This is a genomic window from Roseateles sp. (genome assembly GCF_039929605.1).
In the GTDB taxonomy this organism is placed as follows: Bacteria; Pseudomonadota; Gammaproteobacteria; order Burkholderiales; family Burkholderiaceae_C; genus Pelomonas.
This window is the reverse complement of sequence record NZ_JBDSQX010000029.1, coordinates 28,960-43,151: the sequence shown is the minus strand read 5'-3', so window position 1 is coordinate 43,151 and position 14,192 is coordinate 28,960. Positions and strand designations below refer to the sequence as shown.

Annotated in this window: 14 protein-coding genes; 10 read left to right on the top strand and 4 right to left on the bottom strand. The window is 68.6% G+C overall.

The window, feature by feature from the left end:
- From ABIS05_RS04655 to ABIS05_RS04625, 7 genes are all read left to right on the top strand, one after another.
- On the top strand, positions 1-425 hold a 425-nt coding region (locus tag ABIS05_RS04655; RefSeq protein WP_348011866.1), incomplete at its 5' end, for a transporter associated domain-containing protein.
- A complete protein-coding gene (gene lnt, locus ABIS05_RS04650; RefSeq protein ID WP_348011865.1) occupies positions 422-1,873 on the top strand; it encodes an apolipoprotein N-acyltransferase in 1,452 nt (483 codons plus the stop codon). The genes ABIS05_RS04655 and lnt, both read left to right, overlap by 4 nt.
- A 34-nt stretch (positions 1,874-1,907) precedes the next feature.
- Complete coding sequence (gene glyQ, locus ABIS05_RS04645) at positions 1,908-2,837, top strand: glycine--tRNA ligase subunit alpha (protein WP_348011864.1); 930 nt, start codon at positions 1,908-1,910, stop codon at positions 2,835-2,837.
- Positions 2,837-4,978, top strand: a complete 2,142-nt coding sequence (gene glyS, locus ABIS05_RS04640; RefSeq protein WP_348011863.1) for a glycine--tRNA ligase subunit beta — start codon at positions 2,837-2,839, stop codon at positions 4,976-4,978. Before glyQ ends, glyS begins: the two co-directional genes overlap by 1 nt.
- Before the next feature lie 11 nt (positions 4,979-4,989).
- Positions 4,990-5,634, top strand: coding sequence for a D-glycero-beta-D-manno-heptose 1,7-bisphosphate 7-phosphatase (gmhB, locus tag ABIS05_RS04635; RefSeq protein WP_348011862.1), 645 nt, complete (start codon positions 4,990-4,992; stop codon positions 5,632-5,634).
- A complete protein-coding gene (locus tag ABIS05_RS04630; RefSeq protein ID WP_348011861.1) occupies positions 5,634-6,437 on the top strand; it encodes a lysophospholipid acyltransferase family protein in 804 nt (267 codons plus the stop codon). Before gmhB ends, ABIS05_RS04630 begins: the two co-directional genes overlap by 1 nt.
- A gap of 5 nt (positions 6,438-6,442) precedes the next feature.
- A complete protein-coding gene (locus tag ABIS05_RS04625; protein ID WP_348011860.1) occupies positions 6,443-7,252 on the top strand; it encodes a SprT family zinc-dependent metalloprotease in 810 nt (269 codons plus the stop codon).
- Positions 7,253-7,599: 347 nt separating this feature from the next.
- On the opposite strand, the gene ABIS05_RS04620 is transcribed toward ABIS05_RS04625, so the two are convergent.
- The gene (locus ABIS05_RS04620) at positions 7,600-8,667 is read right to left on the bottom strand and encodes an MBL fold metallo-hydrolase (protein ID WP_348011859.1); all 1,068 of its coding nucleotides are present in this window, start codon (positions 8,665-8,667) and stop codon (positions 7,600-7,602) included.
- A 40-nt stretch (positions 8,668-8,707) separates the two neighbouring features.
- On the opposite strand from ABIS05_RS04620, the gene ABIS05_RS04615 reads away from it, so the two are divergent.
- From ABIS05_RS04615 to ABIS05_RS04605, 3 genes are all read left to right on the top strand, one after another.
- Positions 8,708-9,112, top strand: coding sequence for a MerR family DNA-binding transcriptional regulator (locus tag ABIS05_RS04615; protein WP_348011858.1), 405 nt, complete (start codon positions 8,708-8,710; stop codon positions 9,110-9,112).
- 131 nt (positions 9,113-9,243) lie between these two features.
- Positions 9,244-10,020 carry a TonB family protein gene (locus tag ABIS05_RS04610; protein ID WP_348011857.1) on the top strand — a complete coding sequence of 259 codons (777 nt, stop codon included), beginning with the start codon at positions 9,244-9,246 and terminating at the stop codon, positions 10,018-10,020.
- Positions 10,021-10,134: 114 nt separating this feature from the next.
- A complete protein-coding gene (locus tag ABIS05_RS04605) occupies positions 10,135-10,734 on the top strand; it encodes a DUF938 domain-containing protein (protein WP_348011856.1) in 600 nt (199 codons plus the stop codon).
- A 436-nt stretch (positions 10,735-11,170) separates the two neighbouring features.
- On the opposite strand, the gene ABIS05_RS04600 is transcribed toward ABIS05_RS04605, so the two are convergent.
- From ABIS05_RS04600 to ABIS05_RS04590, 3 genes are read right to left on the bottom strand one after another with little or no spacing between them, the layout of a single operon-like run.
- Positions 11,171-11,683, bottom strand: coding sequence for an O-acetyl-ADP-ribose deacetylase (locus tag ABIS05_RS04600; RefSeq protein WP_348011855.1), 513 nt, complete (start codon positions 11,681-11,683; stop codon positions 11,171-11,173).
- Positions 11,684-11,686: 3 nt separating this feature from the next.
- The gene (locus tag ABIS05_RS04595) at positions 11,687-12,418 is read right to left on the bottom strand and encodes an ABC transporter ATP-binding protein (protein WP_348011854.1); all 732 of its coding nucleotides are present in this window, start codon (positions 12,416-12,418) and stop codon (positions 11,687-11,689) included.
- On the bottom strand, positions 12,415-14,190 hold the full coding sequence (locus tag ABIS05_RS04590) for a branched-chain amino acid ABC transporter ATP-binding protein/permease (RefSeq protein ID WP_348011853.1): 1,776 nt from the start codon (positions 14,188-14,190) through the stop codon (positions 12,415-12,417). The genes ABIS05_RS04595 and ABIS05_RS04590 overlap by 4 nt, the downstream gene beginning before the upstream one ends.
- Positions 14,191-14,192: the final 2 nt, after the last annotated feature.

The window sequence follows — 14,192 nt, the reverse complement described above, 5'->3', positions numbered from 1 at the left end:
GGCTGAACGAGCTGCTGCGCGACTTCCGCTCCAACCGCAACCACCTGGCCATCGTCATTGACGAGTTCGGCAACACCGCCGGCCTCATCACCATCGAAGACGTGCTGGAAGAGATCGTCGGCGAGATCGAGGACGAGTTCGACGACAAGGACGGCGAGTCGGGTCTCTACACACTGGCCGACGGCAGCCAACGCGTGGCTGGCGACGCGACCATCTCAGCCGTCAACAGCAGCTTCGGCCTGGCGCTGCCGGACGACGACTTCGACACCATCGGCGGCCTGGTCGCTCACGAGCACGGCCGTGTGCCGCGTCGTGGCGAGTCCGTTCGGGTGGGCGGCCTCAACTTCGCCGTCATGCTGACCCGTGGCGGCGCCGTGCGCTGGTTCAAAGTCACGCGGGTGCCCGAAGGCGAGTCCGAAGCGTGAGGCCCGTCAAAGCCAGTACGGCCGCTGCGGTCGCGCTGGCTGCCGGGCTGCTGCAGACCGCATCCTTCGCGCCCACCGACGCCTGGTGGGCCCAGCTCGCCGCCCTCGCCCTGCTCTTCGGCCTTGTTGACCGCGCCACGCCACGCGTTGCCGCGCTCTGCGGCGCGCTGTTCGGCTGGAGCTGGATGGCCTCGGGCCTGTGGTGGCTGCACATCAGCATGCACCAGTTCGGCGGCATCCCCTGGCTCGTTGCCGCGCTGGCCGTGGCGCTGTTGGCGACTGTTCTCAGTGGCTACTTCGCGCTGGCGCTAGGCCTTGCGGCACGCTGGTTCGCCCCAGGCCGCTGGCGGCTGCTGGCCCTGGCGCCGGCCTGGCTGCTGGCCGAGCTGGCGCGCGCCACGTGGTTCAGCGGCTTCCCGTGGATCGCGTCGGGCTATGCGCACACGGTCGGCCCGCTGGCGGGTTGGGCGCCGTGGGTCGGCATCTACGGCATCACGGGGCTGGCGGCGCTGGTGGCCGCCGGACTCGTACTGCTGAAGGAGCGCGCCTGGGCCCTGGCCGCGCCGGCCCTGCTGTTGCCGCTGGCCGGGCTGCTGCTGCCGCAGGACTTCACCGCGTCGAGCGGCCGGGTGGCGGTGTCCCTCGTGCAGCCCAGCATCCCGCAGGATCAGAAGTTCGACCCCGCCCGTTTCGCCACCAACCTGGACGCGCTGGCGCGGCTCATCGAGTCGGCCAAGGGCCAGGTCGTCATCACGCCCGAGTCCGTCGTGCCACTGCCGCTGGACGAGCTGGACAGCGCCACGCTGGCCCGCCTGTCCCGCCCGGAACGGCCCGCGCTGCTCGGCGCGTTTCTCGGCAACGCCGATGACGGCTGGGTGAACTCGGTCGTCGCCCTGGGCAGCAACTACCACTACGGCAAGCGCCATCTGCTGCCCTTCGGCGAAATGATCCCGCCGGGCTTCGCGTGGTTCGTGCATGCGATGGGCATCCCCATGGAAGACCAGGCGCGCGGCGATCACCAGCACCCCTGGGACGTGGCCGGCCAGCGCTTGCGCCCGCTGATCTGCTACGAGGATCTGTTCGGCGAAGACTTCGTGCAGAGCGCTGTGGGGCCGGACGCCGCCACCGTCTTCGTCAACGTCAGCAACCTGGCCTGGTTCGGCACCGCCATGATCCAGGACCAGCACCTGCAGTTCTCGCAGATGCGCGCGCTCGAATTCCAGCGCCCCTTCGTGCGCTCGACCAACACCGGCGCCACCGCCGTCGTCGACCATCTCGGCCGCATCACCGCGCGCCTGCCGGCGCTCGAACGCGGCGTGCTGGAAGCCAGCGTTGACGGCCGCACCGGCAGCACGCCCTACGCCCGCTGGCTCAGCGCCTTGGGCCTGTGGCCACTCTGGGCGCTGGGGCTGTTGACCCTGATGGGACTCAAGAGGGCGGCCTCATAGAATCGTTCACCCCCCGCTCTCGCGCTCCCCGCCCATGCTGACCTTCCAGCAAATCATCCTGACGCTTCAGGACTATTGGTCCAAACAAGGCTGCGCACTGCTACAGCCTTACGACATGGAAGTCGGCGCCGGCACCAGCCACACCGCGACCTTCCTGCGCGCCCTCGGCCCCGAGCCGTGGAAGGCCGGCTACGTGCAGCCCAGCCGCCGCCCCAAAGACGGCCGCTACGGCAACAACCCCAACCGCCTGCAGCACTACTACCAGTACCAGGTCGTGCTCAAGCCCGCGCCGGCCAACATCCTGGAGCTCTACCTCGGCTCGCTGGAGGCCCTCGGTTTCGATCTGAAGAAGAACGACGTGCGCTTCGTCGAGGACGACTGGGAGAACCCCACGCTCGGCTGCTGGGGCCTGGGTTGGGAGGTCTGGCTGAACGGCATGGAAGTGACGCAGTTCACCTACTTCCAGCAGGTCGGCGGCATCGACTGCAAGCCCATCACCGGCGAGATCACCTACGGGCTGGAGCGCCTGGCGATGTATCTGCAGGGCAAGGAATCCGTGTATGACCTCGTCTACACCGACGGCCTGACTTACGGCGACGTGTTCCATCAGAACGAGGTTGAGCAGAGCACGTATAACTTCGAGCACAGCGACGTGGACTTCCTGCTGTCGGCCTTTGCCGCGCATGAAAAGACGAGCCAGGCGCTGATGGCCGAGAAGCTCGCCCTGCCCGCTTACGAGCAACTGCTGAAGGCCGGCCATAGCTTCAACCTGCTGGACGCACGCGGCGCCATCAGCGTGACGGAGCGCGCCGCCTACATCGGCCGCATCCGCAACCTGGCCCGCGCCGTCGCGCAGAGCTATCTGGACAGCCGTGCGCGGCTCGGCTTCCCGATGGCACCGAAGGCCTGGGCCGACGAGGTCGTCGCGCAGATCGAACTGAAGAACAGCAAGAAGGCGGCCTGATGAATCTGCTCGTTGAACTCTTCGTCGAAGAACTGCCGCCCAAGGCGCTGAAGAAGCTGGGCGAGTCGTTCGCCAGCGTGCTGGCCGACAGCCTCAAGGCTCAAGGCCTGGCCGCTGTGGATGCCGCCGTCTCGTCGTTCGCGTCGCCGCGCCGCCTCGGTGTGCATGTCGCGGGCGTCGCCACTAAGGCCGCCGACAAGGCCGTGCAGCAGAAGCTGATGCCCGTCGCCGTCGCGCTGACCGCCGACGGCCAGGCCACGCCGGCGCTGCTGAAGAAGCTCGCGGCCATCGGTGCCGGCCCCGACGTCGTGCCCCAGCTCAAGCGCCAGCCCGATGGCAAGGCCGAGGCGCTGTTCTGGGACAGCATGGTCGCCGGCGCCACGCTCGCCCAAGGCCTGCAGAAGGCGCTGGACGAAACGCTGGCCAAGCTGCCCATCCCCAAGGTCATGACCTACCAGCTCGCCGATGGCTGGAGCGACGTGAAGTTCGTGCGCCCGGCGCATGGCATCGTCGCGCTGCACGGCGGCGACGTCGTGCCGGTCAAGGCCCTCGGCCTGACGTCGGGTCGCATCACCAAGGGCCACCGCTTCGAGGCGACCACGCCCGAACTGTCCATCGACTCGGCCGACAGCTATGCCGCTCAGTTGTTCGAGCAGGGCGCCGTCATCGCCAGCTTCGCCGAGCGCCGCGCCGAGATCTCGCGACAGCTGAAAGGTGCAGCCGATGCTCTGAGCCTGACACCCATCGACGACGAAGCGCTGCTGGACGAAGTGACCGCCCTGGTCGAGCGTCCCAACGTGCTGACCTGCGCCTTCGAAGCCGAGTTCCTGGCCGTGCCGCAGGAGTGCCTCATCCTGACGATGAAGGCCAATCAGAAGTACTTCCCGCTGCTGGACTCTCACGGCAAGCTGACCCGCCATTTCCTGGTCGTCAGCAACATCGCGCCGGCCGACGCCAGCGCCGTCGTGCAGGGCAACGAGCGCGTCGTGCGCCCGCGCCTGGCCGATGCCAAGTTCTTCTTCGACCAGGACCGCAAGAAGACCCTCGAAGACCGCCTGCCCGGCCTGGCCAAGGTCGTCTATCACGGCAAGCTGGGCAGCCAGGGCGAGCGCGCCGAGCGCGTGCGGGCGATTGCGCATGCCATCGTCAACCAGCTCAGCATGGCGACGCTGCCCTACACGGTCGAGGCCGACGACGAGTTCAAGGTGCTGGACAGCAAGGTCAAGCAGGCCGCCCAACTCGCCAAGTGCGACCTGCTGACCGACATGGTCGGCGAGTTCCCCGAGCTGCAAGGGATCATGGGCGGCTACTACGCCCGCCACGAAGGTCTGCGCGACGGCGTCGCCATCGCCATCGAAGACCACTACAAGCCCCGCTTTGCCGGCGACGCGCTGCCGCGCAACCACACCGGCACGGTCGTGGCGCTGGCGGACAAGCTGGAAACGCTGGTGGGCCTGTTCGGCGTCGGCCAGTTGCCCACCGGCGACAAAGACCCGTTCGCGCTGCGCCGCCATGCGTTGGGCGTCATCCGCATCCTGGTCGAGAAGAACCTGCCGCTGCACCTGCCCGCGCTGATCGACGCCGCCGTGCCGCCGTTCGGCGAGCTGGTCACGAACCCGCAGGACACGCGTCAGACGCTGCTAACCTTCTTCGCCGACCGCCTGGCCGTAAGCCTGCGCGATCAGGGCTACGGCGCCCAGGAAGTCGATGCCGTGCTGGCGTTGAACCCCACGCGCCTGGGCGACATCCCGCGCCGGCTGGAAGCGGTGCGCGCCTTCGCTGCGCTGGCCGAAGCCGCCTCACTGGCGGCAGCCAACAAGCGCGTCGCCAACATCCTGAAAAAGGTTGAAGGCGAACTGCCGACCGAGGTCAAACCTGAGCTGCTGCAGGAAGCTGCCGAGCAAGCCCTGGCCGCCGCGATTGCCGAAGTGCAGCCCGCTGCTGACCTGCTGTTCGAGCAGCACGACTACACCGGCTCGCTCAAGGCGCTGGCCGCGCTCAAGGCCCCGGTCGACGCCTTCTTCGACGACGTGATGGTCAATGCCGAAGACCCGCTACTCCGCGCCAACCGCCTGGCGCTGCTGGGCCGCCTGCACGCCGCGATGAACCGAGTGGCCGACCTGTCGCGCCTGGCCACTTGAAGAAGACTTCCATGCGCGCTGACCACGCCCACGGCATGAAGCTCGTCATCCTGGGCCGCGACGGCACGATCAACCGCTACCGCGACGATCACGTCAAGGCGCCGGAGGAGCTCGACCCGCTGCCGGGCGCGCTGGAAGCCGTCGCGCGGCTCAACCATGCCGGCTGGCACACCGTGCTGGCCACCAACCAGGCCGGCATCGGCCGCGGCCTGCTCGACATGGCCTCGCTGAATGCCGTGCACCTGCGGCTGAACCAGTTGCTGGCCGAGAAGGGCGGGCGCATGGACGCCGCCTTCTTCTGCCCGCACACGCCCGAGGAAGGCTGCGACTGCCGCAAACCGCTGCCGGGGCTGATTCAGCAGATCGGCGAGCGCTTCGACGTCGAGCTGCCCGACGTGCACATGGTCGGCGCGTCGCTGACCGACCTGCTGACGGCGCAGAACGCCGGCTGCGTGCCCCACCTCGTGCTGACTGGCCCCTTCGGCCACCTCAGCACCCATGAACTCGCCAACCTGCTCGTGCAGGTGCCCAAGGCCCGCGTACACGACGATTTGATGAGCTTTGCCGAAACCCTGATCCAGGAGGAACGCCGCCGAATCGCCGAACAGCGTGGCCAGGCCTTTTCCCCCGACACCCAGGCCGGAGACCTGAATTGATGTCCAACTTGCTGAGCGCTATCCGCTCGCTGATCTTTGTCCTCTTCCTCATCATCACGGTCATTCCCTGGGCGACGGCCGTTGTCCTCCTGTCGATCTTCCTGCGCGGCGACCCCATCTACTGGGCCTGCGCCGGCTGGCTCAGGCTCTCCATCTGGGCTGCGCGCTTCATTTGCGGCATCCGCTGGCGCCTGCATGGCATGGAGAACCTGCCACCCGCGTCGGACCGCAAGGCCGGCGTGGTGCTGCTGTCCAAGCACCAGAGCACCTGGGAGACCTTTGCCTACCCCGCGCTGTTCAGCCACCCGCTGGCCTATGTCTTCAAGCGCGAACTGCTCTACGTGCCCTTCTTCGGCTGGGCGATGGCCCGCATGGACATGATCCACATCGACCGTGGCCGCCGCACCGAAGCCTGGAACAAGGTGCTCAAGCAGGGCAAGCGCCTGGGCGGCCAGGGCAACTGGGTCATCATGTTCCCCGAGGGCACGCGCATCGCCCGCGGCGAGGTGGGCGACTACAAGACCGGCGGCACGCGCCTGGCCATCGAGGCTGGCCTGCCAGTCGTGCCCGTCGCGGCCACGGCGGCGCGTTGCTGGCCGCGCAAGAGCTTCCTGCTGAAGCCGGGCGTGGTCGACATCTCCATCGGCAAGCAGATCCCCTCGGTGGGCCGCCAGCCCGGTGAGCTGATGGCTGAGGTGAAGGACTGGATCGAGAGCGAGATGCGCCGCCTCGACCCTCAGGCCTACGTCAACAACCCTCCGCCCGCCGGTGTCGCCGGCGGCCCGGCTGCGCCCTCACGCTGAACGCCATGCCCGCGAAGCGCCCGGCCCCACTTCTGCAGGACAGCCAGTTAGCGCTGTTCGACGCCGAGGCCGACGTTGCGCCCGCCGAACCCGGCGCAGCGAAATCGCGGCGCGAAATGTGGCTGGGCCAGCACCGCGTGGGCTATGAGCTCAAGCGCGCGCGGCGGCGCTCCATCGGTTTCGTCGTCGGGCCGCAGGGCCTGCGCGTCAGTGCGCCGCGCTGGGTGCCGATTGCCGAGATCGAGCGCGCCCTGCATCACAAGGGCGACTGGATCCTGCGCAAGATCGTCGAGCAGCGCGAGCGCCAGCAGCGTATGCAGGCCGCCCGCATCGACTGGATGAACGGCGGCCGCCTGCCCTACCTCGGCCAGCCGCTGACGCTGGTGGTGGCGCCCGGCGAACGCGAGGTCGTGTGGGATGCCACCACGCGCGAGCTGCGCCTGCCGCTGCCGCTGGAGGCCACGTCTGAGCAGATCCGCGACCTGAGCCAGTCCTGGCTGCAGGCGCGTGCCAAGGAAGACTTCCTGCCGCGCTGCCGGCTGTTTGCCGAGCGGCTGGATGTGGCGATGAAGTCGCTGCGGCTGTCGTCCGCGCAGACGCGCTGGGGCAGCGCCAGCGCGGATGGTTCGATACGCCTGAACTGGCGCCTCATCCACTTCGCGCCGGCCATCATCGATTACGTCGTCGCCCACGAACTGGCCCACCTGCGCGAGATGAACCACAGCTCGGCGTTCTGGGACACGGTGCGTTCCGTGCTGCCCGATTTCGAGCGCTCCCGCGAGGCGCTGCGCGAGGAATCCATCGTGGTTCAGTGAGCCCCTCGCCCAGTCTGGCTTCGCTGAACGCGGCCAGACTGGTCGGTCCCCCTAGGGGACGGCGATGCTTGCCGGATTGACCGGCAAGCACATCGCTAGGCGGGCCGGCTTGGGAGCGGCCCGGCGCTCGGCCCGACAGCCCCACGCTGCCATCGTTTGCTGGTGAATATTCCCGCTCGGGCGTACTCCGCTTGCAGACACGTTCAGCAACACTTCGTGTCGAACGCTGTCACCACAGGTACCGGAAGCCGGCTCGATCCGGTGAGTGAGGGAGGAAGGTACCGCTAGAAGGCCGAAACGCCGCCGCTGGGCATCCTGCGGCGGCTTTTCTTTTGGCGGGGTGCTGATCAGCTCGCCACGAAGCGGTAGACGCCGTCGGCGCCCAGCTCGCGTCTGAGTTCACCCTTCAGCCACAGCGCGTGCAGGTGGGCGATCGCCTCGCCCATGGCGAACGTGGTCTGGTGCAGGTCCAGCTTGCGCTTGAACAGCACGGGCAGCAGCCCCGCCGCATGCGTCGGCTCGGCGCGGCAGGCGGCCACCACCTCGGCCAGCCGCTCGTCGTGGTGCTCGCGCAACTGGTCGATGCGCGCGTGCAGGCCGGTGAAGGGCTTGCCGTGCGAGGGCAGCACCAGCGTGTCTTCGGCCAGGTCGAGGTAGCGGGTGAGTGAGTTCAGGTACAGCGTCAGCGGATCGGCCTCGGGCTCGACGTCGACGACGGACACGTTCGTCGAGATGCGCGGCAACACCATGTCGCCGGAGATCAGCAGCTTGGTGCCCTCCGCATCAGCGCAGGACAGGCTCATGTGCTCCGGCGCGTGGCCGTAGCCGGCAATGCAGCGCCAGAGGCGCCCGCCGATCTCGACCTCGGCGCCGTCCATCAAGCGCCGGTAGCTGGACGGCACGACGGGCACCATCTTGGGGTAGTAGTCGGCACGGTCGCGGATCTTGGCCAGCGAGTCTTCGTCGCTCAGGCCGTGGCTGCCGAAGAAGGCGGCCGCCGTGGCGCCGCCCATGCCCACCGTCGAGCCGCTCGCCAGCCGGGCAAGGTTGTAGTCCGTCGCGCTCATCCAGAGCCTGCAGTTCCAGCGCTCGGTCAGCCAGTGCGCCAGGCCGAGATGGTCCGGATGGAAGTGCGTGGCGATCACGCGCAGCACCGGCAGCCCGTCCAGCGCTTCAGCGAACACCTTCTCCCAGTTCGCCCGCGTGTCGTCGCTGGAGATGCCGCAGTCGACGATGGTCCAGCCCTCGCGACCATCGATGCGGTCGCGCAGCAGCCACAGGTTGATGTGGTCCAGCGCGAAGGGCAGGCCCATGCGCACCCAGCGCAGGCCGGGCGCCAGGTCCAGCGCCTCCCCGGGCTGGGGCAGGGTTTCGCCCAAGGGGTAGTGAAGTTCAGACTCTCTTGGATTGCCCATGGCCGTTCTAGACTGACGTTAACGTCAACCAAGTTTAGCCATGCCCTCCCGCAAACATGTCGCCGCTGCGACCGAAACCACCTTCACGATCACCGAGCTGGCTGCCGAGTTCGACATCACGCCGCGCGCCATCCGCTTCTACGAGGACATGGGCCTGCTGGAGCCCGGCCGCAAAGGCCGCAACCGCGTCTACACACCGCGCGACCGCACACGGCTGAAGCTGACGCTGCGCGGCAAGCGGCTGGGACTGGCGCTGCAGGAGATCAAGCAGCTCGTCGACATGTACGACAGCCAGGCCAGCGCCGCGCCCCAGCTGCAGGCTTTCCTGGCCATCCTGGCGCGGCACCGCGAGCAACTGGAACAGCAGCGCCACGACATCGAGGTGACGCTCGCCGAGATCCGCCAGCACGAGAAGCGCTGCCGCAGCCTGCTTGGCCCGGCATGAAGCTTGCAGCAATAACGCTTCAAATTGCACGTTTCGGGGCAGCTACCCGCTGCCGCCACGTTCGCGCTTGACTAGAGTGCGGGCGCACGGATCGTGCGTCGGCCCCCTTCACCCGTCTTCGCGGATCTGACATGCCTCCTGGACTGCTCACCACCCTAACGCCCAAGCTGACCGCCATCGCGGCCACCCTGCTGATGCTCGGCCAGTTGGCCATGGCGCAAACGGAAGCGCCCCAGGCCGACAAGAGCCTGGAGCGCGCGCAGAAGGCCGCTGACGCCGTCTTCCACTGGATCAAGCTCAACGGCGACAAGGGTGCCAGCCGCCAGACGGCGTCGCCCGCACCGCCTCCCGCAGCCGCGCCGGCCGTGGCGCCCGCACCGGCACCCCGCAAGCCCACGCCCACCCCCACCCCCACGCCCGCCGCCGTCGCCGCTGCACCCAGGCCGGCCCCCGCGCCAGCGCCGGCCGCCTTGCCCGAACCGGTCGTGGCCCGGGCCCGCACTGCTGCGCTCCCTGAACCCGAGCCCAAGCCCGAACGCGCGGCGCCCGCGCTGCTGGCCATCGCCTCGCCCCCGCCCGCGCCGGTGGCGCCCATGGCCGTCGCCGCGCGCGCCGTGGAGCCGCCGCCCCCGCCTGTTGAAGAGGCCGAGCTGCCGCTCAAGCTGCTGTCCCGCGTCAACCCGGGCATCCCGCGGCAGCTGCAGCAGCAGAACTTCCGCGACGGCTTTGCCCGCGTGAAGTTCACCGTGGCACCCGACGGCTCGGTCAGCAAGGCCGAGGCGCTCGCGAGCAGCCACAGCCGGCTGGGCACCGCAGCGATCGAAGCCGTCAAGCAATGGCGCTTCGAGCCCATCGCGGCGCCCCGCGAGGTCGCCATCGAGTTCGCGTTCAAGAACGCGGACGAGTAACGTCAGGCGCGCGGCGTCGGGCAGGCCTCCAACGAGGCTGACATCGCCTCCAGTGAGGCGCCTCGCCTGACCCGGCCGTCTGAACAGGCCGCATGGGCGGCTCTAATGCCGGCCATGGACCACCTCCGCCACAGCCCCGCCGCCGAACGCAACGGCCCACCCATCCTCGCCGCGTTGCAGCGGCTGCTGCCAGCCACGGGCGTGATGCTGGAGATCGCCAGCGGCACCGGCCAGCACGCCGCCTTTTTCAGCGCCGGCCTGCCCGGCTGGCAGTGGCAGCCCAGCGATTTCGAAGCTGGCGCCCTGCCCTCCATCGCCGCCTGGTGCGACGGCCTGGATCGCGTGCGCCCGCCCATCACGCTGGATGTGCTGGACGCCCCCTGGCCCGGCGTGTCGGCGCCGGTGGACGCCATCTACTGCGCCAACATGATCCACATCGCGCCGTGGGCCTGTACGGCCGGGCTGATGCGGGGTGCCGCGCGGCATCTGGCGCCGAACGGCTTGCTCATCACCTACGGCCCCTATCTGCTCGACGACGAGCCGACGGCGCCGAGCAACCTCGCGTTCGACGCCGACCTCCGCACGCGCAATCCCGGCTGGGGCATCCGCCGGCTGGCCGACGTTGCCACCGAGGCTGCTGCGGCAGGCCTGACGCTGAGCGAGCGGCTGGACATGCCGGCCAACAACAAGCTGCTGGTCTGGGCACGCGGCTGACTTGGGGTGCCCCGCATCAAGGCGGGCCGGCCAGCAAGGTGCGCCACGACCCCACGGCCCAGGCGTCGGCGATCCGGCAATTGCGCGCGCCTGAAAGCCCACCCTCGTGACGCCGGGGTACTGCTGCGCCAGGCGCTCGAGTACGGGCTGGATGCACATGGCTACATGGCTTGCTATTGCGCTTGTCCTTGCGGCTCGCGGCATTGCCGGGAGTCCCGCCCGGCGGCGGGGCGGACTCCCGGCAACCGTACTCGCCACAAAGAAGGCATCGCTGAAACGACCTGCATCCTGCGACGGCAGTTGGCGGGTCGCGACCCGCCCTACACGGCTGCGCTCGATCCGGTTCTTGGCACCGGGCGGCTGATTTGGCAGCCCATCGGTTGGGGTCAGGTGCGCGCCCCAACATCAACAGCGTGAAGGCGATGTGGGTCAAGCCTCAGGGCAAAGCAAGTAACCGTTCATAGGCTTGCAGGTCTTCCGCCGAGAAGCAGCAGAAGATGACTTGCTGGATGCTGCTGTGCGATGCAGCTTGAGCGCGCACGGTCTCGATGGCCACACGCGCCGCCTGCTCAATCGGGTAACCGAAGATGCCGGTGCTGATGCTGGGAAAAGCCACTGTCGCCGCCTGCTGGCCGGCGGCCAGTCTCAAGCTATTCCGATAGCAGGAGGCCAAGAGTTCGGCCTCGCCATGCGCGCCGCCACGCCACACCGGGCCGACGGTATGGACGATGTACTGAGCCGGCAGGCGATAGCCTTTGGTGAGCTTGGCTTCACCGGGTTTGCAGCCGCCAAGCAAGCGGCATTCGTGCACCAGGTTCGGCCCCGCCGCGCGGTGGATCGCACCGTCCACACCTCCGCCACCGAGCAGCGATGAATTGGCCGCATTGACGATGACGTCAACGACCAGCTTCGTGATGTCGGCGCGCTCAGCTTTGAGGAGGGTTGCCAACGGTCACTCCTTCCGGCCAGCGCCGAGATACGTCTCAATGACCCTCGGGTCCGCCGCCAACCGATCCGCCGGCCCGCTCAGCCCGAACTCCCCCGTCTCCAGCACATACCCGTGATCGGCCACACGCAGCGCCGCTCGGGCGTTCTGCTCAACCAGCAGGATGGTCACGCCGCTGGCACGCAAGCTTTCGACGATGGCGAAGATCTCGCGCACGATCAGGGGCGCCAGGCCCAGGCTGGGTTCGTCCAGCATGAGCAGCTTCGGCTGCCCCATCAGTGCGCGGCCCAGGGCGAGCATCTGGCGCTCGCCGCCAGACAGCGTGCCAGCCTGCTGCGCGCGGCGTTCCTTCAGGCGCGGGAAGCGCGTGTAGACGCTGTCCAGCCCGTCGCGCCAGCGCTTGTCGCCGAGCTTGCGGGGCCGCCAGCCGCCGAGCAGCAGGTTGTCTTCCACCGTCATCGTGCCGAACAGTTCGCGCTTCTCGGGCACCAGGGCCAGGCCGGCCATAACGCGCTCTTCGAGCGTCAGCCGGGCGATGTCCTCACCCGCAAAGCGCAGCGTGCCAATGCGCGACGGGATCAGGCCCATCAGCGCGCCGAGCAGCGTGGACTTGCCGGCGCCATTGGGGCCGATGACGGTGACGACGCTCTTCTCGGCCGCGCTGAAGCTCAAGCCATGCAGTACCTCGGCTCGGCCGTAGCCGGCGTGCAGTTCCCTCACTTCCAGGAGAGCACTCATTCGTCCGCCCCCAGGTAAGCCGCCCGCACCGCCGGGCTGGCCTGCACTTCGGCGGGCGTGCCTTCCATCAGCCAGCGGCCGAACTCCATGACGACGATGCGGTCGGTGAGCTTCATGACGAAGTCCATGTCGTGCTCCACCAGCAGCAGCGACAGGCCCTCGGCCTTCAACTGCTTCAGCACCTCGGCCAGCGCTTCCTTCTCCTTGTGACGCAGGCCGGCGGCGGGTTCGTCCAGCAGCAGCAGCGAGGGGTCGCTGGCCAGGGCTCGGGCGATCTCGACGAGGCGCTGGGGGCCCAGCGCCAGGTTGCCGGCAAGCTCGTGGGCGTGCTCGGACAGGCCGATGCGGCGCAGTTGGCGCATGGACTCAGCCAATGCCTGCGCCTCCTCGGCGCGGTCCAGCCGCAGCATGGCGCGCAACGTGCCGCTCTTGGTGCGCAGATAGGTTCCTAACACGACGTTCTCCAGCACCGTCATGTCGGGCACCAGCTTGACGTGCTGGAAGGTGCGCGACAGGCCGGCGCGGGCGATCTCGCGGCTGCTGCGGCCGTTGATGCGCTGGCCCAGCAACTCAACTTCGCCCGACGTCAGTGGCAGCACGCCGGAGACGAGGTTGAACGTGGTGCTCTTGCCCGCGCCGTTCGGGCCGATCAGGCCGACGATGTCGCCCGCGCGGATGGCGAAGCTGATGTCGTTGACGGCCACCAAGCCGCCGAAGGTCTTCCGGATGGCGCGCACGTCCAGCAGCGGCGCGCCGCGCTCCGGGTGCTTGCGCTCGCTCAAGGCAGGCGCGCTTTCGTCCACGGCGCGGCTGCCTGCGCCCGGCAGCCAGCGCGAAATGAGCGGCCACAGCCCGTCCGGCGCGAAGCGCAGCACCAGCACGAGGACAACGCCAAACACGATGATTTCGTAGTTGCCCGAGCCGCCGAAGACGAGCGGCAGCCAGACCTTGAGCTGATCCTCCGCCAGCTTCACCAGCGCCGCACCGGTGAAGGCGCCGCCCACGGTGGCTATGCCGCCCAGCACGGCCATGAAGAGGTACTCGATGCCGAACTTGATGCCGAAGGGCGACGGGTTCACGCTGCGCTGCATGTGGGCGTAGAGCCAGCCCGAAACGGACGCCAGCAGCGCCGCGATGACGAACATCGTCAGCTTGTAGCGGAAGGTGGACGCGCCCATCGCCTCGGGCATCGTGGCACCGCCACCGCGGTTGCCATTGAGGGCGCGCATGATGCGGCCCGGCCGCGAGTCCAGCAGCCGCGTCACGCCTAAAGCGGCCAGCAGCGCAGCCAGCCAGATCAGCAGATAGATGCGACGCTCGCTCTGGAAGCTGAAGTCGCCGATGGTGATTGCCGGCAGACCGAGCAGGCCGTCGTATTTGCCGAGCGCCTCCAGGTTGCCGACGAGATAGAACAGCGCCAGGCACCAGCAGATGGTGGCCAGCGGCAGGTAGTGGCCGGACATGCGCAGCGTCAGCAGGCCGATGACGAGGGCCAGCACGAGCGTCAGGCCCAAGCCGGCGACCAGGCCGAGCCAGGGCGACAGGCCCAGCGTCGTCGATAGATACGCCGTGGCGTAGGCGCCGATGCCGGCAAAGGCCGCCTGCCCGAACGACGTGAGGCCGCCCACGCCCGTGAGCAGCACGAGGCCGAGCACGACAAGGGAGAACAGGCCAATGTAGTTGAGCTGCGTGATCCAGAAGTCCGGCACCGGGGCGAAGGGCAGCACAAGAAGCAGGACGGCGACGGCCACCGACAAGTGAGTGCGGTTCATCG